The 26,062-nt window shown below is 62.9% G+C and carries 28 protein-coding genes; 11 read left to right on the top strand and 17 right to left on the bottom strand.

Features of this window, described 5'->3' with window-relative positions:
* Positions 1-98: 98 nt before the first annotated feature.
* Both CAF92_RS00500 and CAF92_RS00490 read right to left on the bottom strand, forming a co-directional pair.
* On the bottom strand, positions 99-584 hold the full coding sequence (locus CAF92_RS00500) for a glycine zipper domain-containing protein (RefSeq protein WP_085598399.1): 486 nt from the start codon (positions 582-584) through the stop codon (positions 99-101).
* Positions 585-920: 336 nt separating this feature from the next.
* Entirely contained in the window at positions 921-1,754 is an 834-nt protein-coding gene (locus CAF92_RS00490) for a DUF2238 domain-containing protein (protein ID WP_256573599.1), read from the bottom strand.
* Positions 1,755-1,838: 84 nt separating this feature from the next.
* On the opposite strand from CAF92_RS00490, the gene CAF92_RS00485 reads away from it, so the two are divergent.
* A complete protein-coding gene (locus tag CAF92_RS00485; RefSeq protein ID WP_046613842.1) occupies positions 1,839-3,059 on the top strand; it encodes a zinc-dependent alcohol dehydrogenase in 1,221 nt (406 codons plus the stop codon).
* Between the two features lie 192 nt (positions 3,060-3,251).
* On the opposite strand, the gene CAF92_RS27390 is transcribed toward CAF92_RS00485, so the two are convergent.
* Together CAF92_RS27390 and CAF92_RS00480 are read right to left on the bottom strand one after the other, a co-directional pair.
* Complete coding sequence (locus tag CAF92_RS27390) at positions 3,252-3,401, bottom strand: hypothetical protein (protein WP_173015104.1); 150 nt, start codon at positions 3,399-3,401, stop codon at positions 3,252-3,254.
* Between the two features lie 9 nt (positions 3,402-3,410).
* Complete coding sequence (locus CAF92_RS00480) at positions 3,411-3,644, bottom strand: PLDc N-terminal domain-containing protein (protein WP_085598393.1); 234 nt, start codon at positions 3,642-3,644, stop codon at positions 3,411-3,413.
* Positions 3,645-3,829: 185 nt separating this feature from the next.
* On the opposite strand from CAF92_RS00480, the gene CAF92_RS00475 reads away from it, so the two are divergent.
* From CAF92_RS00475 to CAF92_RS00445, 8 genes are all read left to right on the top strand, one after another.
* Entirely contained in the window at positions 3,830-4,333 is a 504-nt protein-coding gene (locus tag CAF92_RS00475; RefSeq protein WP_046613843.1) for a CinA family protein, read from the top strand.
* Between the two features lie 25 nt (positions 4,334-4,358).
* Entirely contained in the window at positions 4,359-4,865 is a 507-nt protein-coding gene (locus CAF92_RS00470) for a hypothetical protein (protein WP_085598391.1), read from the top strand.
* 9 nt (positions 4,866-4,874) lie between these two features.
* Positions 4,875-5,318 carry a DUF421 domain-containing protein gene (locus CAF92_RS00465; protein WP_085598389.1) on the top strand — a complete coding sequence of 148 codons (444 nt, stop codon included), beginning with the start codon at positions 4,875-4,877 and terminating at the stop codon, positions 5,316-5,318.
* Positions 5,319-5,465: 147 nt separating this feature from the next.
* On the top strand, positions 5,466-5,930 hold the full coding sequence (locus CAF92_RS00460; RefSeq protein ID WP_046613846.1) for a hemerythrin domain-containing protein: 465 nt from the start codon (positions 5,466-5,468) through the stop codon (positions 5,928-5,930).
* Positions 5,930-6,175, top strand: coding sequence for a hypothetical protein (locus CAF92_RS00455; protein ID WP_046613847.1), 246 nt, complete (start codon positions 5,930-5,932; stop codon positions 6,173-6,175). The genes CAF92_RS00460 and CAF92_RS00455 overlap by 1 nt, the downstream gene beginning before the upstream one ends.
* 45 nt (positions 6,176-6,220) lie before the next feature.
* A complete protein-coding gene (locus CAF92_RS27315; protein WP_158090591.1) occupies positions 6,221-6,364 on the top strand; it encodes a hypothetical protein in 144 nt (47 codons plus the stop codon).
* A gap of 86 nt (positions 6,365-6,450) precedes the next feature.
* A complete protein-coding gene (locus CAF92_RS00450) occupies positions 6,451-7,560 on the top strand; it encodes a mechanosensitive ion channel family protein (protein ID WP_046613848.1) in 1,110 nt (369 codons plus the stop codon).
* Positions 7,561-7,667: 107 nt separating this feature from the next.
* Positions 7,668-8,003 carry a hypothetical protein gene (locus CAF92_RS00445; RefSeq protein WP_178081752.1) on the top strand — a complete coding sequence of 112 codons (336 nt, stop codon included), beginning with the start codon at positions 7,668-7,670 and terminating at the stop codon, positions 8,001-8,003.
* Positions 8,004-8,021: 18 nt separating this feature from the next.
* On the opposite strand, the gene xth is transcribed toward CAF92_RS00445, so the two are convergent.
* The 6 genes from xth to CAF92_RS00415 form a co-directional block, all read right to left on the bottom strand.
* Positions 8,022-8,816 carry an exodeoxyribonuclease III gene (xth, locus tag CAF92_RS00440; protein ID WP_085598385.1) on the bottom strand — a complete coding sequence of 265 codons (795 nt, stop codon included), beginning with the start codon at positions 8,814-8,816 and terminating at the stop codon, positions 8,022-8,024.
* On the bottom strand, positions 8,813-9,055 hold the full coding sequence (locus CAF92_RS00435; RefSeq protein ID WP_003257678.1) for a hypothetical protein: 243 nt from the start codon (positions 9,053-9,055) through the stop codon (positions 8,813-8,815). The genes xth and CAF92_RS00435 overlap by 4 nt, the downstream gene beginning before the upstream one ends.
* Before the next feature lie 420 nt (positions 9,056-9,475).
* Positions 9,476-10,090: a hypothetical protein gene (locus tag CAF92_RS00430; protein ID WP_085598383.1), complete on the bottom strand. Its 615-nt coding sequence runs from the start codon at positions 10,088-10,090 to the stop codon at positions 9,476-9,478.
* A gap of 491 nt (positions 10,091-10,581) precedes the next feature.
* On the bottom strand, positions 10,582-11,931 hold the full coding sequence (locus tag CAF92_RS00425) for an MFS transporter (RefSeq protein WP_085598381.1): 1,350 nt from the start codon (positions 11,929-11,931) through the stop codon (positions 10,582-10,584).
* Positions 11,932-11,984: 53 nt separating this feature from the next.
* Positions 11,985-13,055 carry a C45 family peptidase gene (locus tag CAF92_RS00420; protein WP_085599003.1) on the bottom strand — a complete coding sequence of 357 codons (1,071 nt, stop codon included), beginning with the start codon at positions 13,053-13,055 and terminating at the stop codon, positions 11,985-11,987.
* 116 nt (positions 13,056-13,171) lie between these two features.
* Positions 13,172-14,101, bottom strand: coding sequence for a LysR family transcriptional regulator (locus CAF92_RS00415; RefSeq protein ID WP_085598379.1), 930 nt, complete (start codon positions 14,099-14,101; stop codon positions 13,172-13,174).
* 244 nt (positions 14,102-14,345) lie between these two features.
* Between CAF92_RS00415 and CAF92_RS00410 the strand changes: the two genes are divergently transcribed.
* Entirely contained in the window at positions 14,346-16,067 is a 1,722-nt protein-coding gene (locus tag CAF92_RS00410) for an amidohydrolase (RefSeq protein WP_085598377.1), read from the top strand.
* Between the two features lie 214 nt (positions 16,068-16,281).
* Positions 16,282-17,070 (top strand): formate/nitrite transporter family protein, encoded by a 789-nt coding sequence (locus CAF92_RS00405; RefSeq protein ID WP_046613854.1) that lies wholly within the window; start codon positions 16,282-16,284, stop codon positions 17,068-17,070.
* Positions 17,071-17,242: 172 nt separating this feature from the next.
* Here CAF92_RS00405 and CAF92_RS00400 read toward each other — a convergent pair whose 3' ends face one another.
* The 7 genes from CAF92_RS00400 to CAF92_RS00370 form a co-directional block, all read right to left on the bottom strand.
* Entirely contained in the window at positions 17,243-17,920 is a 678-nt protein-coding gene (locus CAF92_RS00400; RefSeq protein ID WP_046613855.1) for a GntR family transcriptional regulator, read from the bottom strand.
* A gap of 119 nt (positions 17,921-18,039) precedes the next feature.
* Positions 18,040-19,080 carry an ABC transporter permease gene (locus tag CAF92_RS00395; RefSeq protein ID WP_046613856.1) on the bottom strand — a complete coding sequence of 347 codons (1,041 nt, stop codon included), beginning with the start codon at positions 19,078-19,080 and terminating at the stop codon, positions 18,040-18,042.
* The gene (locus CAF92_RS00390; protein WP_046613857.1) at positions 19,073-20,584 is read right to left on the bottom strand and encodes a sugar ABC transporter ATP-binding protein; all 1,512 of its coding nucleotides are present in this window, start codon (positions 20,582-20,584) and stop codon (positions 19,073-19,075) included. The genes CAF92_RS00395 and CAF92_RS00390 overlap by 8 nt, the downstream gene beginning before the upstream one ends.
* Positions 20,585-20,638: 54 nt before the next feature.
* Positions 20,639-21,880: a sugar ABC transporter substrate-binding protein gene (locus tag CAF92_RS00385; protein WP_046614087.1), complete on the bottom strand. Its 1,242-nt coding sequence runs from the start codon at positions 21,878-21,880 to the stop codon at positions 20,639-20,641.
* 32 nt (positions 21,881-21,912) lie between these two features.
* Positions 21,913-23,421 carry an aldehyde dehydrogenase gene (locus CAF92_RS00380; protein WP_256573598.1) on the bottom strand — a complete coding sequence of 503 codons (1,509 nt, stop codon included), beginning with the start codon at positions 23,419-23,421 and terminating at the stop codon, positions 21,913-21,915.
* A 69-nt stretch (positions 23,422-23,490) separates the two neighbouring features.
* Positions 23,491-24,765 (bottom strand): carbohydrate porin, encoded by a 1,275-nt coding sequence (locus CAF92_RS00375; protein ID WP_085598372.1) that lies wholly within the window; start codon positions 24,763-24,765, stop codon positions 23,491-23,493.
* Positions 24,766-24,886: 121 nt separating this feature from the next.
* A complete protein-coding gene (locus tag CAF92_RS00370; RefSeq protein WP_085598370.1) occupies positions 24,887-26,059 on the bottom strand; it encodes an iron-containing alcohol dehydrogenase in 1,173 nt (390 codons plus the stop codon).
* Positions 26,060-26,062 lie beyond the last annotated feature (3 nt).

Genomic DNA, 26,062 nt, shown 5'->3' with positions numbered 1-26,062 from the left:
CATGGAACAGAGCCTTTGCGGGAGCGGCCTTGTGTCGCGAAAGGGCCGCAAAGCGGCCCCAAGCAGGTAAAGAAAACAGCGTAACCGCCTCGGCGAGATCAGTCGTCGTGGCGGTGTTTGTTGCGCCAGCCGTAGTGATGGCCACGGTCGTGGCGGTGACGACGCCAGCCCCGATCGTCGTCATCGTCGTCATAATCACGATAGCGATGCCCGCTTTCGTCATCGTATTCCCGGCCCATGTGGTTGCCCAAGGCACCACCCACACCGCCACCGGCTGCTGCGCCGATCATGCTGCCAGTGGTGCCGCCCATCTTGCGACCCACCACGTTACCGCCAGCTGCACCCAGTGCGCCGCCAATGGCCGCCTCGCCACGGCTGTGCTTGTCGGCACCCACCGCACCACCGGCCGCGCCACCCAGGCCGGCGCCGATTGCAGAGCCGGTGCTGCCGCCGATCGACTGGCCTACTACCGAGCCCAATACTCCACCCAATGCGCCACCTATACCTGCTTCGGTATTGCCGCCTGCCGACGCAACGCCGCTCAGCAGGCCAAGTGACAACAAGAGAATCGAGGAGTACTTCATATGTGAAAGCCTCAGAGGGGTACGGAGGCGATCCTGAGGCTCTGCACAGGGCCTTACCATGGAAATCCGACGAGTGACACGACTTGAAAAAATTCTCCAAGTTACTGTTTTCCCAACGGAAACTTTAGGGATTTTCGCTGGTCACTGGCTGATTGCGAAAGGCCTTTCCAGTGTCGCGCTGGATGCTACCTGCTGGCCCTGTAGGAGCGGCCTTGTGTCGCGAAAGGGCTGCGAAGCAGCCCCAGCAACTTATGCGTCTGCACCGAAACCCTGGGGCCGCTTCGCAGCCCTTTCGCGACACAAGGCCGCTCCTACACAGCAATAAGTCCTGCCCCGTCACCCGTGCCCGTCCTCCAGACACACTACCCTTCTGCCCCAAAGCTTGCGTGACCCAAACCACTGGATCAACAAGGTGAAAAGTGCGCCGAGCAAAGCCAAGGCCATGTCCTTTTGCGCATCCCAAGGGTCTTGCTGGGTCGCGAGAAAGGCTTGTGCCCGGTCATCGCCCAGGTATTGGCCGCCTATCCATTCCAGCAGTTCGTACAGCGCCGATGTCGCAAGCACGAAAGAAACAGCGCACAACGCCAACCAGCCGCCCCGCAAAAGGGCCTGGCGCTGGAGCAGTTCCCTGATCGGCAAGACGAACAGAAGGCCATAGCTCAGATGCACCAGACGATCGAACTGGTTGCGTTGCCAGCCCATCCAGGCATTCAGAGAGTGATCGATAAGCGCACGCAGCCAAGCGTCATAGGGAACCTTGGCATAGGTGAAATGCGCGCCTAGCTCATGAATCGCCAGCATCACCACGATTGCCAGGTAGGCATGCCACGAAAAGCGCCAATAGCGGCTGGTTGCAGCCAAGGTGAGCAGGAGTGCCAGCGGCAAAACGTTTTCCAGCCACCAATCTGCACGGTCATGCGGCGCAACCCCCGAGGCAAGCACCATCAACGTGGCCGATGCCAGCACACCCGCAACCTGCCTTGGAGTGGCCGACGGGGCAGAGCTTGTTTGCGACGCTGGATTATTGTTCATGGCTTTACGCTCGGCTTGAGCACGGTTGAGCCTGACAGGGCAGCTAAAGTTTCCTCCGGTAGCTGTTTTCAGCTGATGCCATGTCACCCCAACGACTTCGCTACGTTGGCTGGGGCCAGTAGCACTGAAACTTGCCACTGGATGATTCCAGCTGAACTTTACCTCCCCCCTTGGCTTCCCCTGCATAGACCATCCGGACCCGCCTCTGCAGGAGATGAACCAATGAGAGCACTGACATACCACGGAACCCAGGACGTCAGGGTCGACAATGTCCCCGACCCGCTCATCCAGGACGAAGACGACATCATCCTTCGGGTCACCGCTACCGCCATCTGCGGCTCCGACCTGCACCTCTATCATGGCAAGATTCCACAGACAGAGCCGGGCGATATCTTCGGCCACGAGTTCATGGGCATCGTCGAAGAGACCGGCCGCGGGGTGACCAACCTGCAGGTCGGTGACCGCGTGGTAATTCCCTTCGTGATCGCCTGCGGCAGCTGCTTCTTCTGCCAACTCGACCAGTTCGCCGCTTGCGAAACCACCAACACCGGCCGCGGTGCAATCATCAACAAGAAAAGCATCCCACCCGGCGCCGCACTGTTCGGCTATAGCCATCTTTATGGCGGCGTGCCCGGCGGCCAGGCGGATTTCGTGCGGGTGCCCAAGGCCAACGTCGGCCCGTTCAAGGTGCCTACCGCCCTGCCGGACGACAAGGTGCTGTTCCTCTCGGATATCCTGCCCACGGCCTGGCAGGCCGTTACCAATGCGCAGGTCGGCCCAGGCTCGACTGTGGCCATCTATGGCGCCGGGCCGGTCGGCCTGCTGAGCGCAGCCTGCGCGCGCATGCTGGGCGCCCAGACAATCTTCATGGTCGACGACAATGACTACCGCCTGGCGTTCGCTCGCGACGCCTACGGCGTGGTGCCGATCAACTTCGAGCAGGATGATGACCCGGCCGACAGCATCATCCGCCTGACCCCAGGCATGCGCGGTGTGGACGCAGTCATCGATGCGGTCGGTTTCGAGGCCAAGGGCAGTACCACCGAAACAGTATTGACCACACTGAAGATCGAGGGCAGCAGCGGCAAGGCGCTGCGCCAGAGCATCGCTGCGGTGCGCCGGGGCGGCGTGGTCAGCGTGCCTGGGGTCTATGCGGGTTTTATCCACGCCTTCATGTTTGGCGATGCCTTCGACAAGGGGCTGACGTTCAAGATGGGCCAGACCCATGTGCAGAAATTCCTTCCCGAACTGCTCGAACATATCGAGGCCGGGCGCCTGCAACCGGAACTTATCGTCACCCACCGCCTGGCCCTGGAAGAAGCGGCCCTGGGTTACAAGTTGTTCGACCAGAAGCAGGACGACTGCCGCAAGGTCATCCTCGTGCCGGGCGCTGCCGCCGGTACATTGGGGCCTGACCATACATTCGGTGGGATACAGCGATGATCGGCGCTGCACCCGGGGTTACCCGCTCCCCTGGAACTGCCCATAACTCATTGAGTTAGCAGGGACCCTGTGGGAGCGGCTTTAGCCGCGAACACCGCGCAGCCGGTGCCATGCGTTGGATTGTTCGCGGCTAAAGCCGCTCCCACAGGTTACGCGGACCGCTTGCGAATTCAGTTCTTAAAGCCGGCCCGCTCAACGCTTGCGTTGCGTTTCATCACGAGCTGCTTTCTGCGCAGTGGAATCATGGGACGTGCCGGTTGACCCATCAGGACGCTGCGCATCATTGTCCCGTTCCTCTTCACCTTGGGTTCCGCTGCGAGGTGCATCCGATTCTTTCTTCATCTCCCCCTCCTACCCCTTGCTGTGTTCAGGCGAAGACGGCCCGGTACCGCGTTTGATTCCACGCGGCCCAAGCACGCCCCAGATAGCCAGGCCGACAATGGGCAGCGCCAACAGCAACAGTGCCCACATCGCTTTCGTCACATCGCTCTTGTCACTGCGGAAAACACTGACGATGGCCCCCAGATCGAGCAACACAATGATCGCCGCCACAGCGATCCAGAAATACGTCACAGGCTCGGTCATGATCGCTTCTCCTCTGCTTGTTCCAGCAGCAGCGCGTGGTCCGCGCCACCACCTCCTACCAAGAGGAAGCCAGCAAGCGGAACAAAGTTCAGGAAGCTTTACCCGCCGTTGATGGGTGGTACACACGCAATGAACCAATCCCGCAGGAAACACGTCCACCACAAAACAACGCACGAGTGACCGCCATGGCGACCGACCCCGTACTCGAGGCCCTTGATTACCTCAAGGTACACAAACTGGTGCTGACCACGGCAGAGTCCTGCACTGCCGGTGCCATGGTTGCGCTGCTGGCAGCAGTGCCGGGAACCGGCGAGGTACTGGAAAGCGGCTACGTGGTGTACTCGCCAAGTGCCAAAAAGCGCCTGCTCGGCGTCAGCCCACAAACCATCGAACGCTACGGCCTGACCAGTGAGGCGGTAGCCTGGGAGATGGCGCTCGGCGCATTGAAAGACAGCGATGCCACCGTTGCCATTGCAAGCACGGGTGTCGCCGGGCCGGAGCCGCAGGATGCCATCGCCCCAGGCACCGTGTGCTTTGCCTGGGCGTTCGCCGGCGAGCCCTTGGCGGTGTTCACGCGTAGCCAGCGCTTTTTCGGCGAACGCGCGGAGGTAATCCGCCAGGGCGCGCTCTACGGGTTGTCACACCTGGCGCATTACCACCAACGCTGGCTGCGTGGTGAGCGCGCCTGAGGGGTTACCTGAGGGGGCTACGGGCATGGACGAAGAGGAGTTGGTTTCAAGGCGCCACCCCGTCGAGGAAGACATGCGGATGCAGCAGCGGGTCTGGCGTTTCGAACGGGTGGGATGGTATGCCCTGGTGCTGGTCGTGCTGCTGGCCCTGGCCGGGGTGTTCGGCAATGGTCCGCTCAGTGACGCGCAGGTCACGAGCGAGGACGGCCGGGTGCATGTGGAGTATCAGCGCCTCAGCCGCACAGGCACCACCGACAACCTGCGCATTACGGTTCGCGGTACTGCCGGGGAGCCTGTGATGCTGCTGCTCGGGGGGACCCTCCTTCGCGAAGCCAGTATCGAAACGCTGCAGCCAGAGCCGCAAGTGTCGCGTTCCCATGGCAGGTCGCTGCTGCTCCAGCTCGGCACCAGCAAAGAGGGCATCGCAACCCTCTACCTGACCCTGCGCAGCGAACACGTCGGTACTCTCGACGGTGTTGTCAGCGCGGGCCCGGACAGCACAGTGCACTTCTCGACCTTTCTCTACCCGTAGGAGCGCGCCATGGACTCCATTCTTCGTGCGACAGGCATGTACATCGCGCTGATGCTGCTGTTTCGCGTGGCTGGCAGGCGCTCGCTGGCAGACCTCACCACCTTCGACTTCGTCCTGCTGCTGATCATCGGCGAAGCAACCCAGCAGGCATTGCTCGGCGAGGACTTCTCGTTCACCAACGCCATGCTGGTGATCGCCACGCTGATCGTCCTGGATGTCGGCCTGTCGCTGGCCAAGCTCAATTCCAGGCGCCTGGCCCGGCTGGTCGACGGCCACGCGACACTGGTAGTGGAACGAGGTCGCTTTCTCCACCACCGAATGCGGCGGGCGCGGCTGACCGAGGACGACATTCTCGAATCGGCTCGGGACAGCCAGGGAATCGAAAGCGTCGAGCAGATCAAGTTCGCCATCGTCGAGCGCAACGGCAAGATCTCGATCATTGCGCAGGAATGACCCTGCCCGTCCGGTGCAACCTGCGCGGGACCTCGTGCGGCCGGCCTCCCACACACCGGTACGTTGATCATCCGCTTTGAACCTTGGCGCCCGCGCCCTACTCCATCGAAGGCAATCGTGATTTTTCCAACCCCGAAGAGGTGTTGCATGAACGCTATCGAATTGTTGATCCAGGACCATGAGCTGGTGAAGAAGCTGCTGGAGGAACTCTCCTCCACCACTGAGCGCGCGGTGAAGAAACGCGCCGAGTTGCTTGAACGCATCAAGCAGGAAGTGACAATCCACACCGCTCTGGAAGAAGAAATCCTGTATCCGGCCATCAAGCAGGCCGGCGGCAAGGAAGAAGCGAAGATGTATTACGAAGCCAAGGAAGAGCACCGCACCGTAGATTCGCTGGTGCTGCCGGACCTGCTGCAAACCGAGACCGGCACCGTCGAGTTTGCCGGGCGGGTCAAGGTGATGAAGGAGCTGCTGGAACACCATATCGAGGAAGAAGAAAGCGAGCTGTTCCCGACTGCCCGCAAGCTGCTGGGCAAGCAGCAGCTGGATGAGCTCGGCCAGGCCATGGAGGCGCAGAAGAAACTGCTCAAAGGCGAACAGCGTGCCGCGTGATGGAGGCCTGGATCGACTTTCTTGAATGGCCCGCCATGGCCCTGACAGTACTTGCCGCCTGGTGCATCGGCTCACGGCGCCCAGGCCGGCGCAAGCTGGGCTTCTGCTGCTTCATTGGCAGCAATGTGCTGTGGGCCGTGTGGGGGTGGCAGGCGCAGGCCTGGGCGCTGATCATCCTGCAGGGTTGCCTGTGCGCCATGAACCTGCGGGGCTGGAAGAAAAACACCGCAGTGGAATCCGGCTGAACGCCTGAACACATGCCTGATAGCCCGACAGCGAGGAACCAGACCATGATCGAACCCAACCACCCCGACCCTTACGTGGACGAAGTACCACACAACCCAGGCGAGCCCGTGCCTGAACAGGAGCAGGAGCAGGAAGCACCCGACTGGCCCGAAGGCCAGGTGCCGCCAGAGGAGCAGTCCGACGGCTGAGGCTCACCGATCCAGCGGCATTGCCTGCTTCACCGGCAATGCCGCTCCCCCAGTCACCCGGTCCCACGCAAGGAGGCAAATGTCTCATGAGTGATCGCATCATCGCCTTGTTCACCGATACCACACTGTTTGGAGTTTCCGTTCTCAACCTGTTGCTGGCGCTGACGGTAGCCGTGCTGACATTCCTCGTGGCGCGGGCGGCCATCAGTTTCATGCTGCATCGGGTCAGGCGCTGGTCCGAGCACGACGGCGCGCTCAGCCACGTACTGGCCAAGGTGCTTGCCGGAACCAGCAACTTTCTGCTGTTCCTTGCCTCGCTGCTGGTGGGCCTGAGCATGCTCGACCTGCCCGAGCGCTGGCTGACCCGGGTTGGTAGCCTGTGGTTCGTGGTCGCGGCATTGCAGATAGGGCTATGGGCCAACCGCGCCATCGGCCTTGGCCTGAGTCGCTACTTCGCCCGGCATCGCACCGACGGGTTGAACCAGGGCAGCGCGCTGGCCACGCTGTCGGCATGGGGCGCGCGCGTATTGTTGTGGTCAGTGGTGCTGCTGGCGATGCTCTCCAACCTGGGCGTGAACATCACCGCCTTCGTCGCCAGTCTGGGGGTAGGCGGTATCGCTGTTGCACTGGCCGTGCAGAACATCCTCGGCGACCTGTTCGCCTCGCTATCCATCGCCGTGGACAAGCCGTTCGAGGTGGGCGACTTCATCGTCATCGGCCCCCTGGCCGGCACGGTGGAACACGTGGGGCTGAAGACCACACGCATCCGCAGCCTGGGCGGCGAGCAGATCGTCATGGCCAACGCCAGCATGATCAGCAGCACCATCCAGAACTACAAGCGCCTGCAGGAACGACGAATCGTGTTCGAGTTCGGCCTGTCCTACGACACGCCAACCGAGGCCGTGAAGAAAGCACCCGCTATCGTCGAGGAAGCAATCAAGGCTCAGCAGCAGGTGCGCTTCGACCGTGCCCACCTGCGCGGCTTCGGCAAGGAAGCGCTGGAATTCGAGTGCGTGTACATCGTCAAGGACCCCGGCTACAACCTGTACATGGACATCCAGCAAGCGATCAATTTCCACCTGCTCGAGCGCTTCTCGAAGGTTGGTGCCAAGTTCGCCGTACCGGTACGCGCGATCAAGGTCACGGCCTTGCCAGAGGAATCGAAGCGCGGGCCTCAAAGCATTCACGTGGGATAACCCGCCGCGGTGCATTTCAGCGCCCCATGCATTCCGTCGAATAAACGGCACGGCCGCGGACGATGCTGGCCGAACAGAAGGTGACCCATCTGCAAAGGAGCATCGCCATGAAGATATTGAAGCCTCACTCGTTACTGCTCGCACTGTGCCTGGGGGCCAGCGCACCTGTGGTGTTTGCAGACACCGACCTGAACGATCAGCGTGCCCCTGGCACGCAACCGCATGACAGCGGGCATATGAACGGCCAAGGTGGAGCGACTGGTTCCGGCACGCCTGCGGATGCCATGGGCACGGGCTCTGGCGGCACCGATAGCAATGATACTGACAATACCGGTGGCGATGGCACTACCGACCGATCGGGTAGTGACAGCAATGGATCGGAACGCGGCAACGGGACCGGAGGCTCCGGTGGTTCGGGCTCCAGCGGTAGTTCCGGTAGTTGAAGTTTCGCTCGAACTGCCCTACGGCCGACGACGCGTGCTCAGCTCGATCCACACTGGTGCATGGTCGCTGGCCTTGGGTTCGTTACGCACCCAGGCATCGACGCCTGCTTGCTTCAGGTAAGGCGCGAGTTCGGGGTTGAGCAGCAGGTGGTCGATACGTAACCCGGCATTGCGGGCCCAGTGGTTGCGGAAGTAATCCCAAAAGGTATAGATGCGTTCGTCCGGATACAGATGGCGGATGGCGTCGACCCAACCTTGCTGGAGCAGTTTCTGGTAGCACGCGCGTGATTCGGGCTGCAGCAGCGCGTCCTTCATCCAGGAGCGCGTGTTGTAGATATCCATGTCGGTAGGCACCACATTGAAATCACCCGCCAGCAGCGCGGGATGGTCACTGTCATGCAGCCCTTTCACATGGGCGATCAGGCTTTCGAACCAGCGGAGCTTGTAATCGAATTTCGGCCCCGGTTGCGGGTTGCCGTTCGGCAGATACAGGCATGCAACCAGCACTCCCTGCACCGCTGCCTCGAGGTAGCGGCTCTGGTTGTCGTCCTCCATGCCAGGCAGGCCACGACGTACTTCCAGCGGTTCGCTGCCCCGCGCCAGAATGGCCACGCCGTTCCACGAAGGCTGCCCTTGGTAGAGGCAACCATAACCCGCCGCTTCGAGCGCCTGGCGAGGAAACTGCTGATCCGCCGCCTTGAGCTCCTGCAGGCAGGCGATGTCGGGCTTCTCCCGCTCCAGCCAGGCCAGCAGTGCCGGCAGCCGGCTACGAATGCCGTTGATGTTGAACGTGGCAATCTTCAGCGCTTTCATGCGTCGGGGTCGCTGACATGGGCCTGCACGGCATCTTCCAGGGCGCGCACATGGGCGTCATCAGCCAATGCCTTGAGTGCCAGCCAGTCGTCCCAATCGATCGCGCCATCGTCACGCAGGGCCTCGGCCGTGCGCAGCAGTTCATGGTGGTAGGCATCCGGCGACTCACGGCGGTAACTGATGTCGTCGTACTGGGCGTACCAGGCCTCGAGCTCGGGGATGCTGCGTTCAATGCTCATAAGGGAGCCCTCACAATGTCCTTTGCATTTAAGAGCCCTCCCCAGGCGCGACGTTCAAATTCAACGACACGGGCATGCCATGTATGGCCATTGTTGAACTCCTGAAATTTCTCGACTGCCTGTTCCGGCCCTTTCGCGGGCAAGCCCGCTCCCACAGGGCTTGTGCAAGTCTTGCGTACTGTGAAGATTTCGGGTGGGTGTACTACTGTCGCGCAGAGCAACAGATATCGCTCGTTTGGCGCGTCCTGGAGATCACCCAGCCCTTCCTCACTGCGCTGTCGAGCAGTGAACTCCGCCCGCAAGCCCGCCGCATTCGGTGTGTGAGCCGCCAGGCGAACCGCCCGGACGCTGCGCATGAAACGAGCTCGCCGCGAACCACGCTTCCCGGTTCGCGGCGCAATTGAAGCGTAATTCAGGCAATCAGGTAGGAATGCCTGCCAATCGCCAGACAGGCGCCGGGACCGGTTCGGCCTGGCTACGGTTGCGTGCCCACTGGGTCAGGGCAGCCATCATGACAAAGCCAAGCAGGATCAGTACCGGATAGGCCAGCAGCAACTCGGTCAGCGAGTATTTCCAGGCCAGTGGCCGGCCAACGCCCAGCATCGCCGCATACAGCCAGGACACACCCGACAGTGCGCCGGAGAAAAGCGCGAACATCCGCACGCCAAAATTAAGGTCCAGCAAGTTGCCCGCCTTGAGCAAGGCAGGCAATACATAACGATGCAACAACATGCCGTTGAAGGTCAGCAGCATGACAATAATGACCTTCGCTTGAAGTTTCGGATTGGCAAAATAGTTCATACCTTTATCAAGGTAGTCAATTCCAATCACTGCGGCGCCCGTGAGCCACAAGAATATCAGGGCATTGGCCACGGACTTCTGCAAGCTCGTCATATGCTTACTGTCATGCCCTGCATCTTTATGACCTTTCAACAAGTTCCTGACCATCTCGGCGTCACTGGCGAACACCAGGCCGATGGCAATGCAACAGGCCAGCAAATGAACGTAAATCACCGACAACCGCACCAGCTCCATGGATTCTTTCTGCCCGAACAGGCTAATAATTGTATTAATCTCCACGACGTTTTCTCCACGTAATGCGTTAGCGCTAGATGACTTTGCAATAGGCGTGCGAACGATTTAATCGCAGCGGCAAAGCCAAATTCGAATCGTTAAATGAAAAAACAGATTGTTATTCAATACACACAGTGGCTCACCCGAAGAGCCTCGGTTGGTCATGGCATTGCTCCACTATTCGAAAAAAAAAAGCCCCATGAGCATCCCTGCGATGCCGATGAGGTTGAACGTCCATAAGTTCTGGGGGAAAGGCGCGAGGTGCAATCACATTGAAGGCACCTGCTGGCAAATAGGAGTCAGCGTCGCCCAAATCGTTCATTTCTCGAGCAAAACGACCGACAGGCGGTACACTAGATCAAGTTAGTTAGTTTGCTAAGTTATTGCAACTTGACCGAATGGAAAGTTTTACCAACAACTGGATCCAAACTAGGTAGATGTCTTTGAATGCTCTATCCCGCTGTTTCGCAGTTATCGCGTTGCAGGACACCACGCGCTCCGGCCGGCGCCTCCTCATCGATCTGCGCCATGCTCAACCGCGATGTCTCGCGCAGCATGAGCGAACACACCGCAACCAGTGCCAGGGCTCCCGCGCCATACAGCGCCACGCCCAGTGGGTTCTGGTTGGTGAGGATCAGGATTGCCGTAGCGATGCTCGACGCGGTACCGCCGCCCAGCGCGGCGCCGATCTGGTAGCTGGCCGAGATACCCGAATAGCGCATGCTGCGCGGGAACTGCTCGCCGAGGAAGGCTGGGATAGGCCCTTGGGTCGCGCCCATCAGCAGGCCAGTCAGGCTGTAGGCGCACAAGGCGATGGCGAAGCTCTTCATGCCCACCAGAGAAAAGAACACGAACAGCCCCAGAGCCATGGCCACTGCGCCGAAACCCATTACCGTACGCCGCCCCAAACGGTCCGACAGGTAGCCGAACAACGGCGCCGACAGCACGATAGCGACCGAAAGTGCCAAATCGAACATCAACGCCTCGGTACTGCCAAAGCCCACCTGCGTGGCGTAAGTCAGGAAGAAGGTGCTGCCGATGTAGGCGATGGTGCAGTAACCGAAGGCGATCCCGGTGCACAGCATCAGCTGCCGCGGACGTTGGCGCAGGGCCGCGGCCAACGGCGCATGTACAGGTTTGGTCACGGGCGTGGTGGCCGCTGCCGGTGCCTTCAGGCGCGCGTACAGGCCGATCAGTACCAGGGTGCCGCCCAGCCAGAACGGGATGCGCCAGGCGAAATCGACCAGGTTGTCATCGAAGGCCGCGCTGACGATGGCGAACACCCCAGCCCCGAGGATGCCACCCACGCCGATGCCCATGCTTGTGAAACTACCCCACAGCCCGCGCCGTCCCGGTGGCGCAGACTCGATGCCGAACAGCGCCGCGCCGCCCCACTCCCCGCCTGCCGCAAAGCCCTGAACCAGGCGCAGCAGCACCAGCAGGATCGGCGCGGCCACGCCGACGCTGGCATGCCCGGGCAGGCAGCCGATGAGGAAGGTGCTCATGCCCATCAGCAGCAAGGTGGCGACCAGTACCTTCTGCCGGCCGATGCGGTCGCCGAAGTGGCCGAACACCAGGCCACCCAACGGTCGGGCAAGAAAGCCCGCGCCGAAAGCGCTGAAGGCCACCAGCGTGGCTGTCAGGTGGTCCATCTGCGGGAAGAACACCTGGGGAAACACCAGTGCGGCGGCAGTGCCGTAGATGATGAAGTCGTAGAATTCCAGCGCCGTCCCCAGTCCGGAGACGCAGAAGGTTCGCAAGGCGGAACGGGATGACGCAGGGCGGAAATGTTGCGCATGCATTGTTGTTGTTCTCGTTCAGCGGTGCCGCCTTGAGCTGGCAGCACCGGGTTGGCTCAGAAAGTGTCGAAGCCGGCCTTGGCCAGTTGCACGGGCGTGCCGGCCACGTACTGCAGGGCACAGCGTTCGGTGTCGATGCCGACGCTGAGCAAGGTTTCCCAGCGTTCGGTATCGGGCATGGCCATGTCCGGGTGGAAGCAGATCGGCGCCTTGTCGCCCTCGGCGCCGCACATGGCCTCGGCCCGGGCACGCAGGTCAGGGCTGGCCATCTGGCCGACCACCTGCTCGAGGTGGCCCAGGCGGCATTGGGTATCGGCATGGTCGGCGACCTGCTCGCCCAGGCTCAGCTGTGGGTCGAGGAAGTGATTGGTGTGCAGCAGCCAGCCGTCTTCCCGTGGCAGGACCAAGGCAGTGCTTGCGGGGCTCAATTCGATGCTGGCCGCACGCGGGCTGCGGTCCAGGCGGGAGAACACTGTCAACACGGTAGAGGCACTGACCCGCGCCGAACGGGCAAGCTCGATGGCCTCTTCGACACTGCTGGCCTCCTCCAGCAGGCGCCGGGCGATGGCGTGCACCGGCACACCACCACTGTCGTTGTCACTGGCGTGGTGGAGGATATTGAAGTGCAGGCCGAGGCCCGCGCTGTTCACACCAAGCTTGGCGAGCATGCCGAACTCGCAGAACAGCTTGACGTTCATGCCGCGCTCGGTGTGCAGCGCCAACATCAGGCCATGGGGGCACAGGCTGTCATGCCAATCCCAGGTCTGCAGGGTCTGCGGCGCACGCGCGCCACGGGGTGCATGCACGGTGGTCGAGCATTCGCTGTGGCGGGTTCGGGCCGCCAGTACCTCGGTGCGGGCGTTCAGGCTCGCCAGCTGCCACAGCGGCAGCTCGGCACCGCTGGCCATGCCGGCCACTTCAGCGGCCAGGCCCGGGCTCCAGGCTTCCAGGGCTGCCAAGCTGTTTTCGCCGATACGCTGCGCCTCACTCAAGGGCACGCCAACCCGCGGGAAAAAGCCCAGGTACAGTGCAGTTGTGGTACGGATCTGCTCGGCGAAACGCGCACCAATCTGATGGCCACGCTCGAGGGGGTTGCGGATGTCGCTGACATGGGTGTGGATCTTCAAGGCGGGGAACTCCTGGTACAGGCCGCGGTGGTAGGCAAGCACCGCTAGCCTAACGAGGCCTCCCCCAATCGATCATCGCCACAACCCGCACAACTTTTGTGCCCCGATGGAAAAACTCAGCCCCGTGCCAGCGTCTGCGCGCCCTGCCCGTGCAGGTGTTCATGCAGCAAGGCAATGAACGCCTGCACCTTGCGGGTATTGCGCCGGTGCGGCAAGTACAGCACGTGCACCCAGGGGCCGAACGCGCTCAGCGCCCGCCAGTAGTCGGGCATCACCTCCACCAGTTGCCCGCTGGCCAGGTAGGGGGCGGCACACCAGGTGGGTACGAATTGCAAGCCCTGCCCATCGAGCAGGCAGGCCAGCAGGAAGTCGAAGTTGTCGCTCACCAGCCTAGGGGTGGGCTGACGCACTCGCAGCGTCTGGCCGCCTTGTTCGATCCACCAGAAGCTGCGGTTGAGCAGCGGGTGGCGCAACAGCAGCCAGTCGTGCCGGGCATAGTTCTCCAGAGTGATCGCCTCGCCGTGACGGGCCAGGTAGGCAGGGCTGGCGCAAAGGATCACGCGGTTCTCGATCAGCGGCTGGGCGATCAGCTCCGGCTGGTCGGTGGGGCCGTCGCGCAGCGACAGGTCGTAGCCGCCATCGATCAGGTCTTCGTTGGCATCGTTGAGGTTGACCTCCAGGCGCACTTGCGGGTGCTCGCGCATGAAACGGCAACATACCTGGTTGAGAAACGCGGGGCCGAACGACGGCGGCGCGGTGATACGCAGGGTACCGCGCAGCGCGTGCTGCAACTGCTCCACCTCTTCGGTCACCCGCTGCAGGTGCATTAACGCCTGGCGCGCGCCTTCCAGGTACAAGGTGCCGGCCTCGGTCAGCGCCATGCGCCGGGTGGTACGTTCGAACAGGCGCACGCCCAGTTCGCTCTCCAGGTGCGCAACAGCCTTGGTGATGGCAGACGGCGTCTTGCCCAGTTGCTCGGCCGCACGGCTGAAGCTGCCGTGTTCGGCTGCAGCGACGAAGATGGTCAGGGCCATCATCTTGTCCATGGTTTCTTCCTGTTCGGCACAAACGGTGTGGGTGATGCGAGGGTGGCGAGTATCTGCCCCTCCTATCAAACCCGCAAATGCCGGCGACTTGAATAGGCACGGCAAGGTCCGTTGCTTGCATTCTGGCAAATACGGGCGCCGGATTCTTTCCCCATCACGAAAGAAGTTGTGCCTGCCCTCGCCTTTATCCGCACTTGCCCCCTGGCTAGTCTGCGGCGTCATCACGACAAGAACGAGGCACAGCATGAAGCAGCTCCTGAAGATGGCAATCAGCGCCGGCCTGGCCTGCACCTGCATGCCAGGTTTCGCGGCCGTGGACCTGATCCTGCACAACGCAAAGGTCTACACCGCCGAGCCCGGCCAACCCTTGCAGCAGGCCGTGGCCGTCGAAGGCGAGAAAATCGTCGCGGTAGGCTCCAACCAGGCCGTGCTACGCCTGAAGGCCGAAGGCACCCGGGTCATCGACCTGGGCGGCAAGGTACTGATGCCAGGCATGCTCGACGCCCACTCGCATGCCATCAAGGGTGGCCTGCAACTGGTGCTGGCCGACCTCGCTGGTGAGCAGGTTGCCCTGGACGAACTGGAACGGCGCCTGCGCCAGTGGCGCAGCGACGGCAAGGCCGTGCGCGGCGAGTTCCTTGTCGTAGGTGGTGTACCGGGCACCTACTGGAACGACATTCCGGCGCTGGAACAGCGCTTCAACCACGGCCAATGGGCCGCACAACCGATCCTTTTCGCCGCCAACGACATGCACACCGGCTGGGCCAACCAGGCCATGCTCAAGCGTGCCGCAATCGATGCCGATACCATCGCAGCCCTGCCTGCCGAGGCACGCAACACCATCGGCCAACACCCGGACGGGACACCGAACGGTTTCCTCGCCGATGCCAGCTACTACCCGGTGACCGACCTGCTGCCCGCGCTGCCCCATGCCACCCTGCTGAGCGCGGGGCGCATGGCCCTTGACCATTACAAGCAGCTGGGCATCACCGGCTGGATGGACCCGCTGGCCAACGAGCTACCGGGGGCCGATGTGAACAACCATTCGCTGGGCGTGTTGCCGGTATACAAGGACCTCTCCGCGCGCGGCGAGCTGACCGCCCACGTCGCCGCCCTGCTGATGGCCGATTCCAGGGCCCGCCCTGCCGACCTGGACGAACTGGACAAGGTACGCCGGCAATTTCTCGGCGTGCACAACCTCACCCTGCCGGGCATCAAGGTGTTTGCCGACGGCGTTGCCGAAGCGCCAGCGCAAACGGCGGCGATGCTCGAGCCCTACAGCAACTCCGGCAAGCACGGCGAACTGCTGCTGGACCCGAAGCACTTTGGCGAGCTGGTCAGTGCCGCCGACGCCCGTGGCTGGCTGGTGCACGTGCACGCCATCGGCGACCGCGCCGTGCGCGAGGCGCTCAACGGCATCGAGCAGGCACGGCGTGATCGCCACAGCGGCATCCCCCATTCCATCACCCACTTGCAGATGGTCAACCCCACGGAATACGCCCGTTTCAAGCAGCTCGACGTGATTGCAGCAATGCAGCTGTACTGGGCCAGCGCCGACCAATCGAACATGGAGCTGGTCAAGCCGTACGTGAACGCCATGGCCTTCATGCACACCTTCCCGGCCCGTTCGCTGCTCAAGCATGGCGCCACCCTTGCTGGCGCCAGCGACTGGCCGATCACCACACCGGACCCGTGGCAGGCGATCTACCAGGCCATCAGCCGCAAGGGGCCCAAAGGTGTGCTCAACGCTGCTGAAGCCATCGACCGCCAGGTAATGTTCCAGGCCTATACCCTCAACGCCGCCCGCGCCATGCGCCTGGAGCAGCAGATCGGTTCGCTCAAGGTTGGCAAGCAAGCCGACATGATCGTGGTTGACCGCGACGTGCTCGACGTCGATCCCGAAACGCTGCGCGATACCCAAGTGCTGCAGACCTGGTTTGCCGGGAAGCTGATCTACGCGCGCTGACCTGCGGGCCTCATCGACGCGGTCTATCAGGTCATCCATTCCATCGATTTGACCGCGTCAAATTGCCTCATGTAGCTTGCCGCCCTCTTCGCCGCTGGCCCGAAGGTGGGTGTCACACCTTTTGCGCCAGCGGCGCAGCCTACCCCGTACTGATCAAGCCCCACCACGGCGTGCATGCCAGTTGCATCGCCGTCACTGTGTTCGAGTTTCCGAAATGTCCGTCAACAGCCCCACCCGTATCACCGAGCTCGTCATCGAGAGCGGCGTCAAAAAAGCCCATCTATCCACCCATGCGACGCTGGTCCTGGGGTTTCTCGCAGGTGCATTCATTTCGCTGGGGTTTCTCCTGGCTATCCACGTCAGCACCATGATCCCGGTACAGTGGGCCTCGTTCGGCACACTGCTGGGCGCCGCGGTATTTCCCATCGGCCTGATTCTGGTGATCCTGGCCGGTGGCGAACTGCTCACCGGCAACATGATGAGCTTGCCCCTGGCGATGTTCGCCCGGCGCATCGGCCCAGGCGCCGTGGCGCGCAACTGGCTGCTGGTGACCGTCGCCAACCTGTTCGGTGCACTATTCGTTGCCGGGTGCTTCGGTCACCTGCTGGGCCTGACCGAGGGGGCCTACCTGAACAAGATGTTGGCGGCTGCGACCAGCAAGACCAACGCCGACTTCCTCCACGCTTTCGTGTCCGGAATCGGCTGCAACTGGCTGGTGTGCCTGGCAGTGTGGCTGTCGTATGCCAGCCGTGAAATGAGCGGCAAGATTCTCGGCATCTGGTTCCCGATCATGGCGTTCGTCGCCATCGGTTTCCAGCACGTGGTGGCCAACATGTTCCTGATTCCGGCAGCGATCTTTGCCGGGTACTTGAGCTGGGGGCAGTTGGTGGAGAACCTGGTGGCCGTGTTCCTTGGGAATGCGGTGGGTGGGGCGATCTTCGTGGGGTTGGCGTATTACGTGTCCTACGGTGTGCCTTCGCAGGAGGCGTGCGAGGTGCAGTGAAGCATTGCGGCCTGGCACGCTTGTGCAGGTGATGTGCCCTGCACAAGCGTGCCTGACCGTTCGTCACTATCCCCTGGGCCACGCTGGGCGACACGATGTTCGGCCGGATGCTGACGGCGGTCATGTTATCCCCGACTCAATGGGGACCGGACGGCGATCAAGGCATCCGTCATCAACCTTGGGCCAGCGACTTGCGCTCCAACCACTCCACCATCAACTCCCCCCATGCAATATCCGCTTGCAGGGCCGCCTTGGCCTTTGCCGAATCGCGCTTGCGCAAGGCTTCGAGTACTTCGAAGTGCTTGTGCTTGGCGCTGGCCAGTTCCGCTTTGGGCACTTCGGCATGGAAGGTACTGAGCAGCGGCCCCATCATCACCCACATGTTCTCCAGGGTCTTGAAGATCACCGGCATGCGTGCGGCGGCAATCAGACCGAAGTGGAACTCGCGGTTGAGCAGCGAAGCCTGCTTGTAGTCGGTGCTGACAGCCGCCTGGAAGGCCGTTTGCACCTCTTCCAGATGCCCCAGCTCGGCAGCGGAAATTCGCTCGGCCGCCATGCCCGCCGCCTCGCCCTCCAGCAAGTGGCGGATCAGCTGGATTTCCCGCAGTTGGCTGACGGTCAGCTCCGGCACATAGATGGAGGTGGCGGCCTTCATGTCCAGTGCATGATCACTGACAAGGCGGAAGATCGCCTCGCGCACCGGTGTGATCGACACCCCGAACTCCTCGGCCAAGGCACTGATGCGCAGGCGGTCACCCGGTTGATACTGGCCGTCCATCAATGCCGTACGGATGATGCTGTAGACCCGCTCGCTCAGGTTGCCTTTATCCAGTGGCTTGTGAACTGTCACGCTTGTTCTCTCTTGTCTGATGAATAGCACAGGGCCGACCGCCAGCGGGAAGCGCCGGGCGACATGGCGAAGACGCATGATACATCATCGCCCATGCCGCGCCATCTCGCCCGAACGGTTCAGATCCGTGCGTCGCGTCGGCCCACCCCCTGCAGCAGCACCGCCACCACGATGATCGCGCCCTTGATGATCTGTTGCGGGTACGCCGGGACGCTGAGCAGATTCATGATGTTGCCGATCAGCCCAAGCACCAGCACCCCGACCACGGTGTAGAACAAACTGCCCTTGCCGCCGGACAACAGCGCACCGCCGATCACGCAGGCGGCAATGGCATCCAGTTCCAGGGCCATGCCGGCACTGGGCGTGGCGACCCCGGAACGCGAGGCAATGACCACCCCGGCAAGTGCGCTGAGCCCGCCGCAAATCGCATAGGCCGCCAGCTTGTAGCGCTCCACCGCAATCCCCGCCAGGCGCACGGCAGTCTCGTTGCTGCCGCTGGCGATGATCAACCGGCCAAAAGCGTTGTAGCGCAGGATCAGGGCGAACACGCCGATCACCAGCACCGCCAGCCACACCGGCCAAGGCACCCCGAACACTCCATCGGCCTGGCGACCGAAGTCACGCAACAGGCCGGCAGCCGACTGGCTGTCGGCCAGCCGCTGTGGCTGGCCGTTGGAGAGGATGAACGCCAGGCCACGGGCAATGGTCATCATCGCCAGGGTGGAAATGAACGGGGCCATGCGAAAGTAGGCCACGAAGCCGCCGGTGACCATGCCCATCAACACCCCCGCCCCCACCGCGATGGCCACCGCCAGCAACAACCCGAGGCTGTCCTCCAGCGGCAGCAGATTCAGGCTCATCGCCACGACCACCCCGCCCACCGCTGCCACCGAGGCAACCGACAGGTCGATACCGGCGGTGAGGATGACGATCAGCATGCCGATGCTGACCAGTATCAGCGGCGTCAGTTGCCGCAGCAGGTTGCCCAGGTTCTGCCAGGTGAAAAAGTCCGCCGACAGGCTGCTGGCCACGGCCACCAGCACCAGCAGCATCACCAGTGCGTTGTGTTGCAGGAACAGCCGGCGCACAACGCGCCCCAGCGGCTGCCCAGACTCGCCCGACAGCGAGGTGGCAGCCAGTTTGCTCAAGTTGTTATCCATGGTGTTCGACTCCCATCGCCAGACAGATCATTGCGTGCTCTTCGATTGCATCACCGCCAAGCTCGCCGGCGATGGCACCATCGCGCATCACCAGCACCCGGTCGCACATGCCGATCAGCTCGGTCATTTCCGAGGACACCAGGATGATCGCCACCCCGGCCTCGGCCAGTTCGTTGATGACGCGGTAGATCTCGGTCTTGGCACCGACATCTACACCACGGGTCGGCTCGTCGAGGATCAGCACCCGGCAGCCAGCGTCGACCCACTTCATCAGCGCCACCTTCTGCTGATTACCCCCGGACAGATCGCCCACCGCCTGCTCGATCGAGTTGGTCTTCAGGCGCAACTGCTGACGTAGCGCCTCGACCCCGGCGCGCTCGCGGGCACCATCGATCCAGCCGAAACGACTTGTGTAGGGCGAGCCGGGCCGCATAGCGGCGTTGACGCGGATCGACATCTCCAGCAGCACGCCCTGCTGCTTGCGGTCTTCGGGCAGCAGCCCGATGCCATTGCCGATCGCCTCGCGCGGGCTGCGGTTGCGCAGTTGGCGGCCGTCCAGGTGAACCGTGCCGGCGCTGCAGCGCTCGGCGCCGAACAGCGCGCGCATGGTTTCGGTACGCCCCGAGCCGACCAGGCCGCTGAAGCCCAGTACCTCACCGGCGTGTGCCTGGAAACTGACATTGCGAACCAGTGGCCCGGCGCTCAGCCCCTCGACCCGCAGGCGGGCCTCGCCGATGCTTGCCTGGCGTGGCGGGAACAGGTCGCTCAGCTCACGGCCGATCATCATCTGCACCAGCCCGCGCTCGTCGATGGCTGACAGCGGCAGGGTGCCGACGGTACGGCCATCCTTGAGCACCGTGGCGCGGTCACAGATGCGGAAGATCTCGTCCATGCGATGCGAGACGTAGATGATGCACACGCCCTTGCGCCGCAATTCCGCCAGGATGCAAAACAACTGCTCGGTCTCGTGGGTGGTGAGCACCGCGGTCGGTTCGTCGAACACCAGCACCGAGGCGTTGCGCGACAGGGCCTTGGCGATTTCCACCGCCTGTTGATGGGCTACCGGCAACTCGCCCACTGCCCGGCGTTCGTCGATGTTGGCAAACCCGAGCTCATCGAGTATGCGCCGCGCCTTGTCACGCAGCATCGGCCACTGCACCCGCCACCTGTTCGCGCCCAGGTCGTCGATGCAGATGTTCTCCGCCACCGACAGGTGCGGCGCCAGGGCGAACTCCTGGTAGATCACCGATACGCCAAGGCGCAACGCATCGGCCGGTTTGCCGATACTCGCTGGCTGCTCGTGCAACAGCACCTCGCCAGCATCGCGCACGTAGGCGCCTGCGAGGATCTTCATCAGGGTCGATTTGCCCGCGCCATTCTCACCCATCAGCGCATGCACTTCACCCACGTTGGCACTGAAGCTCGCACCACTGAGCGCACTGATGCCGCCGAACGCCTTGTGGATGTCGCGCAGCTCGACGGCGGTCTTGTGTATTACATTCATCGGTCTTACCTCTGCAAGCGGCGCGTTGCCCAGGCAGGCGCCGCAACCGTCGGATCAGCGCATGGCTGCCTTGAGCTGGTCGATTGAGCGGAATGCCGGTAGCCGCTCGACCGTGGCCGGGCCCTGTTCGAGCTGGATGAACTGGTCGACGTTGGCGGGGGTTATCAGCTCCACCGGAAAGTACGACGCCAACGGCAGGTTGTTGGCCTGCAGCCGGCCGTCAAGGATCTGGTGGATCAGCTCGATGGCCGCCACGCCGGTCTGCGAACCACTGTTACTGGCACTGACCAGCAGCTTGCCCTGCTTGATCAGATCCAGCGCGACCTTGAAGCTGCCAGCTGCCGCAGCGACCCGTACCTGCCCGGCCTTGCCGGCGTTGTCCACGGCGTTGATGGCGCCGATGGCGACGAAGTCGTTCTCCGCCAGGATCAGGTTCAGGCGCTCACCATGGGCACTGAGGATGTCCTCGGTGGCGGCCAGGCCGCCCTCCTCGGTCCATTCGCCTCGGCCCCAGGCCAGCACGTTGAAGCCCCCTTCAGGCCAGCTGAAACTGCCCTTGGTCTTCACTTGCTGGAACAGCTCGAACCCCTTGAGCAGCGCATCCTCCTTCGACAGGCCGAGCTTGCGCTGCTCGGCACGGGCCTGGACGATCCCCGAGATCATGCCGTTGAGGCGGCTCTCGGAGGTCGAGTTGCCCATTACACCGATGACCATGGCAGCGTTGATCTCGCTGCCCGGGTCAGTCTGCTGGACCACATAGCGCCCGGCCTCGACACCACTGCCGTAGGGGTTTCCGGTGCTGGTGGTGATCACCGGTGCACGCGCGTCGGGTGCAGTGCCGACGGTGATTACCGGGATCCCGGCCGCCACCGCCCGCTCGACATCGGCAACGGAACCGAGGATGTCAGTGGGGTCGATGACAATCACATCCACCCCCAGGGTGATGAAGTTGTCGACCTGGGCGCTCTGGCGGGCCACATCGCCGTCGGCCACCTGCACCTGCATGTCATAGCCGTAACGTTCGGCCAGGCTGCGCGCGTCGTCGATCATCGAGACGAACCAGGGGTTGCCCAGGGTGATGTCGGTCCAGCCAATGCGTAACCGCTCCCCCTTCTGCTTCAAGGGCAAACCCTTGTCGATGCCGGTACGATCGGCCATTTGCGGGTCCACCAGGCCGGACAACGCCGTGTTGGGTATCAGCTGGTACAGCGGGTGGCGCGCCTCGGCGGCGGTCGGCCCGGCGAGCAGCGTGGCAAGGCCGAAGGTGGCCAGGGTACGGGCAACTGTGCTTTTCATATTGTTGTTCTCCAGGATTGCCAGGCAAAAGGTCACAACTCGATCCACGTGGACTTGAGCTCCGAGTACTTGTCCAGGGCATGCAACGAGCGGTCGCGACCGTTGCCGGACTGCTTGAAGCCACCGAACGGCATGCTGATGTCGCCCCCATCGAAGCAGTTGACCCACACGCTGCCGGCACGCAGGCCCCGGGCCATCTGGTGGGCCCGCGAGAGGTCGCGGGTCCACAGGCTGGCGGCCAGGCCATACGGGGTATCGTTGGCGATGCGCAGGGCATCGAGGTGGTCACGGGCGGTGATGACCGAAAGTACCGGGCCGAAGATCTCCTCTCGGGCGATGGTCATGTCGTTGCTGACGTTGTCGAAAATGGTCGGCGGGATGTAGAAGCCCTCGGCGCCCAGGCCGTGCTTGACCCGTTCACCACCGAGGATCAGCTGTGCGCCCTCCTGCACACCTTTGTCGATATAGCCCAACACCCGTTGCAGCTGGCTGGCATCGACGATGGCGCCAAGTTGGGTGGTTGGGTCCAGTGGATCTCCGACGGCGATGGTGCGTGCCACCTTCAGCACCTCGGCAACGAACTCGACGCGGATGCCAGCTTCGACAATCAGTCGCGAGGGCGCCACGCAGACTTCGCCCTGGTTGAAGAACATCGAGCGGGCCGCAGTGGTCGCGGCCTTCTCCAGGTCACGGCAGTCATCGAGAATGATGTTCGGGGTCTTCCCGCCGCACTCCAGCCACACCCGCTTCATGTTCGACTGCCCCGCGTACTGCAGGAACAGCTTGCCGACCTCGCCGGAGCCGGTGAACACCAGGGTATCAACGTCCATGTGCAGGCCCAGCGCCTTGCCCGCGGTGGGGCCAAAGCCCGGCAACACGTTGAACACACCGGCCGGGATACCGGCTTCGGCGGCCAACTGGGCAATACGCAGGGCAGTCAGCGGTGATTGCTCGGCGGGCTTGAGGACCACCGAGTTGCCCATGGCCAGGGCGGGTGCGACCTTCCACATGGCCATCAGCATCGGGAAGTTCCAGGGGGTGACCGCCGCCACCACGCCGATCGCTTCGCGGGTCACCAAGCCCAGGGCCGAGGGCCCCGACGGCGCGACTTCGTCATACAGCTTGTCGCAGCTTTCGGCGTACCACTGCAGGCAATCGAGCACCGCGTGCACATCGAACCCGGCGCTCTCGCTGATGGGCTTGCCCATGTCGAGGGTTTCCAGTAACGCCAACTCTTCCATGTGCTGCTCGAACAAGGCAGCGAAGCGCAGCATGACGCGTTTGCGCTCCTTGGGTGTGCGCTGCGACCACACACCGCTGTCGAAGGCACGCCGCGCGGCCTTCACGGCCATCTCCACATCCTCGGCCTGGCACGAGGCAACCTGGTTGAGCACGCGCCCGTCGCGCGGCGAAATGTTGGCGAAGGTCTCGCCACTCAAGGCATCGACAAAGCGGCCGTCGATGAAGGCCTGGCCGAGCAACTGGAGTTCGCTGGCACGCTGCTGCACGGTGGTGAGGTCAATGAAACTGGCAAGGCTCATGGGATTCTCCATTGGATACATGATGCATCATAAAAAACAGCGAGACGTCGGCCTGACGCCGGCACTGCACTAGAAGCTGATTTCGGTCTTCAGGCCCCAGACCACGACACTGCGGTCATGCTCGAAGCCGCCGGGATTGCGTACGTACTGCAGGTTGGGGCGCAGGGTCAGTGCCGGTGTCAGCTGCAACCCGTAATAGAGTTCGATCGGGTACTCGACATCGGCCCGCCGGGGCAGGCCGCTGGCCTGCTGCACACGCCGCGCCGAACGCGGGTTGACCTCCAGGCGGCCCAACGCCAGCCCGATCTCGTCCTGCGGGCGCTGGGCCAGGGGCCCACGGATGAATGCGCCCAGGTGCCAGAGCCGCTCGACACTGGAAACGTCCCGGTCGGACTGGATGAAGTTGGTGAAAAGCGTCAGGCCACGCGCAGCATTGTCTGGGTTGCGGTAGACCTGCTGTTCGGCCATGGCGTAGTAGCCGCTGGCCTGGTCGTGCTGCGCGGGTGCCGCGCCGGTCAAGCCGATGGGTTGCCCATCGATGTCCTGGTACAGGTCATCAAAGTCGCCAGTATTGCGCCACACGCCAACCCGGTAGCTGCCAGGCAGGCCACCAAGCACCGGCTTCCAGGCCAGTTCGCCAACCGCCAGGTAACCGGTGGTGCCCGAGGGGCTGCCGAAGTTCAACCCTTGGCTGTTCTCGGTAAAGTGCGGGTTGACCTGGTACACCGAGGTGTTCAGCCACCAGTCATCGGCCAACTGCGCCGCCAGGCTCACGCCCCATTGGCTGACCGGCCAGGTGAACCAGTTGGGGGTGATGTAGCCAGGCACCGTGCCACAGAAGGTCAGGTTCTGGAACGTGCAGGAAAACGGAAATACATCGCCACTCATGGGCAGCCGACCGATCTTGAACAGCAAACGCTCATCGAGCAGTGCCTGCTGGTAATAGAGCTGCACCAGCCGGGTAACACTGCCATAGCCGTAGATTTCCTGGGCGGCCAGCAGGGTGCCGGTGTCGGCTTCGCGGGTCAGGCTTTCACCGTTGCGGTTGGTGAAGGTGATACGAAACGCGGCCCCCGGCCAACCCAACAGGCGCTGCAGGTCGAAGCGGGCGTCGGCCATCAGCTGGTCGCTGTAGGTGCCCTTGTGCTGCGCCCCTCCCTGGGTGTTGTAGGCCAGTTCATTGACATAGGTGAACTGCAGGTCCACCCCCTGTTCATGCAGACGGGTGCGCTGCCCCTGCCAGTCACCGAACAGGAAATTGCCGGGTGAGTAGTTGTCGGCCTGGGCCTGCTGCAAGGCGCACACGCCCAGCAACCCGACCCCGATCAAGGTGGTTCTTGTCATTGCGATCTGTTCCCGAAACTGTTTTCTTGTGGTTTTTGTTCAGCTTTGCGAGCGTGCAACGAGGGCGCCTGGTGTCACTGCCCTGGCCGCGCACAAGGCGGCCAGGGCTGGGTGATGCCAACTACAGGCATTGGCGGACGATTTCGGCCACCTCCTGCTGGTCACGAATGGGTTTGGGGTGGCAGGCCAGGTCCTGGTTGAAGCTGGTCCACACCACTTGAGCGAACTCATCGACCTGCTCGGGCTTGAGGCCATAGCTGCCGAACGTGTCCCGGACGCCCAAGCGGGTGAAGTGGGCGCTGACGATGTCAGGCAGGCGCGCGGCGCGCTCGCTTAGCGGCAAGGTATGAGTGCCCGGGTCGAGGATCTCGGCCACCCGGGCAAACTTGTCCTCGGCCACCGGTAGGGTCCAGCGGATCACCTGCGGCGTACTGGCTGCCACCGTGCCGCCATGGGGCGCATCGGTCATGGCGCCCAATGGCTGGCCCAGCGCATGGGATACGGTGACCCCGGCGCCGGCAATGGCCATGCCACCGAGGGTCGACGCAAAGGCCATGCGCGCCCTCGCTTCCAGGTCGTCCCCATGCTCCACGCAGCGCAGGGCATTGGCGGCAAACAGGCGGATCGACTCCAGCGCGACCATTTCCACCCAGGGTGTGGCATGGATGCTGATGAATGCTTCCAGTGCGTGGCAGAAGGTATCCACGGCAGTCAGCGCCGTCAGCCGTGGCGGCTTGGAAACCAGGATTTGCGGGTCGATCAACGCCACATCCGGGTAGATGTGCGGGTTGACAATGGCACACTTGAGGCCCAACTCAGGATTGTTGATTACCGCGAATGGTGTCGCCTCGGTCCCGGTCCCAGAGGTGGTCGGCACCACCAGCAGCGGCAGACCACGGGACTGCGGCCTCGTCACCGGCTCACCGAGACGCTCGGTGTAGTCCCAACAGCGGCCGCCATGTACAGCGACGAACGCCACGGCCTTGGCCGAGTCGATGGCGCTGCCGCCGCCGATCGCCACCACAGCCTGGCAGCCGCTGTCACGCACCAGTGCCACTGCGCGGTCAATGGTGGTATGGCGCGGGTTGGGCACGATGTCGTAGAACTCGAGGACACTGATGCCACGCTCGGCGAAACTGCCGAGCACCTGGGCGACCAGCTCGCTGCCTTCAAGGAACGGGTCGACCATCAACAGCACCTTGTTGCCGAACGGCACGACCTTTTCACCCATGCGGCGGATTGCACCGGCCTCGAAGTCCAGTTTGACCGGCAGGCTTGCCTGAAATGCTTTCATCTA

It is taken from the genome of Pseudomonas sp. B10(2017) (genome assembly GCF_002113295.1).
Lineage (GTDB): Bacteria > Pseudomonadota > Gammaproteobacteria > Pseudomonadales > Pseudomonadaceae > Aquipseudomonas > Aquipseudomonas pudica.
Note: the sequence above shows the minus strand (reverse complement) of the source record. Positions and strands in the feature narration are given on the sequence as shown.

Excerpts from the sequence above, each read along its gene's own strand:
- CAF92_RS00425 (WP_085598381.1), bottom strand. The coding sequence starts at position 11,931 with ATGCATGCGCAACATTTCCGCCCTGCGTCATCCCGTTCCGCCTTGCGA.
- CAF92_RS00500 (WP_085598399.1), bottom strand. The coding sequence starts at position 584 with ATGAAGTACTCCTCGATTCTCTTGTTGTCACTTGGCCTGCTGAGCGGC.
- CAF92_RS00370 (WP_085598370.1), bottom strand. The coding sequence starts at position 26,059 with ATGAAAGCATTTCAGGCAAGCCTGCCGGTCAAACTGGACTTCGAGGCC.
- CAF92_RS00435 (WP_003257678.1), bottom strand. The coding sequence starts at position 9,055 with ATGAGCATTGAACGCAGCATCCCCGAGCTCGAGGCCTGGTACGCCCAG.
- CAF92_RS00430 (WP_085598383.1), bottom strand. The coding sequence starts at position 10,090 with ATGGAGCTGGTGCGGTTGTCGGTGATTTACGTTCATTTGCTGGCCTGT.
- CAF92_RS00455 (WP_046613847.1), top strand. The coding sequence starts at position 5,930 with ATGGAGGCCTGGATCGACTTTCTTGAATGGCCCGCCATGGCCCTGACA.
- CAF92_RS00480 (WP_085598393.1), bottom strand. The coding sequence starts at position 3,644 with ATGACCGAGCCTGTGACGTATTTCTGGATCGCTGTGGCGGCGATCATT.
- CAF92_RS00385 (WP_046614087.1), bottom strand. The coding sequence starts at position 21,880 with ATGAAAAGCACAGTTGCCCGTACCCTGGCCACCTTCGGCCTTGCCACG.
- xth (WP_085598385.1), bottom strand. The coding sequence starts at position 8,816 with ATGAAAGCGCTGAAGATTGCCACGTTCAACATCAACGGCATTCGTAGC.
- CAF92_RS00460 (WP_046613846.1), top strand. The coding sequence starts at position 5,466 with ATGAACGCTATCGAATTGTTGATCCAGGACCATGAGCTGGTGAAGAAG.
- CAF92_RS00410 (WP_085598377.1), top strand. The coding sequence starts at position 14,346 with ATGAAGCAGCTCCTGAAGATGGCAATCAGCGCCGGCCTGGCCTGCACC.
- CAF92_RS00465 (WP_085598389.1), top strand. The coding sequence starts at position 4,875 with ATGGACTCCATTCTTCGTGCGACAGGCATGTACATCGCGCTGATGCTG.
- CAF92_RS00475 (WP_046613843.1), top strand. The coding sequence starts at position 3,830 with ATGGCGACCGACCCCGTACTCGAGGCCCTTGATTACCTCAAGGTACAC.
- CAF92_RS00395 (WP_046613856.1), bottom strand. The coding sequence starts at position 19,080 with ATGGATAACAACTTGAGCAAACTGGCTGCCACCTCGCTGTCGGGCGAG.
- CAF92_RS00390 (WP_046613857.1), bottom strand. The coding sequence starts at position 20,584 with ATGAATGTAATACACAAGACCGCCGTCGAGCTGCGCGACATCCACAAG.
- CAF92_RS00485 (WP_046613842.1), top strand. The coding sequence starts at position 1,839 with ATGAGAGCACTGACATACCACGGAACCCAGGACGTCAGGGTCGACAAT.
- CAF92_RS00405 (WP_046613854.1), top strand. The coding sequence starts at position 16,282 with ATGTCCGTCAACAGCCCCACCCGTATCACCGAGCTCGTCATCGAGAGC.
- CAF92_RS00380 (WP_256573598.1), bottom strand. The coding sequence starts at position 23,421 with ATGAGCCTTGCCAGTTTCATTGACCTCACCACCGTGCAGCAGCGTGCC.
- CAF92_RS00450 (WP_046613848.1), top strand. The coding sequence starts at position 6,451 with ATGAGTGATCGCATCATCGCCTTGTTCACCGATACCACACTGTTTGGA.
- CAF92_RS00375 (WP_085598372.1), bottom strand. The coding sequence starts at position 24,765 with ATGACAAGAACCACCTTGATCGGGGTCGGGTTGCTGGGCGTGTGCGCC.
- CAF92_RS00470 (WP_085598391.1), top strand. The coding sequence starts at position 4,359 with ATGGACGAAGAGGAGTTGGTTTCAAGGCGCCACCCCGTCGAGGAAGAC.
- CAF92_RS00415 (WP_085598379.1), bottom strand. The coding sequence starts at position 14,101 with ATGGACAAGATGATGGCCCTGACCATCTTCGTCGCTGCAGCCGAACAC.
- CAF92_RS27315 (WP_158090591.1), top strand. The coding sequence starts at position 6,221 with ATGATCGAACCCAACCACCCCGACCCTTACGTGGACGAAGTACCACAC.
- CAF92_RS00445 (WP_178081752.1), top strand. The coding sequence starts at position 7,668 with ATGAAGATATTGAAGCCTCACTCGTTACTGCTCGCACTGTGCCTGGGG.
- CAF92_RS27390 (WP_173015104.1), bottom strand. The coding sequence starts at position 3,401 with ATGAAGAAAGAATCGGATGCACCTCGCAGCGGAACCCAAGGTGAAGAG.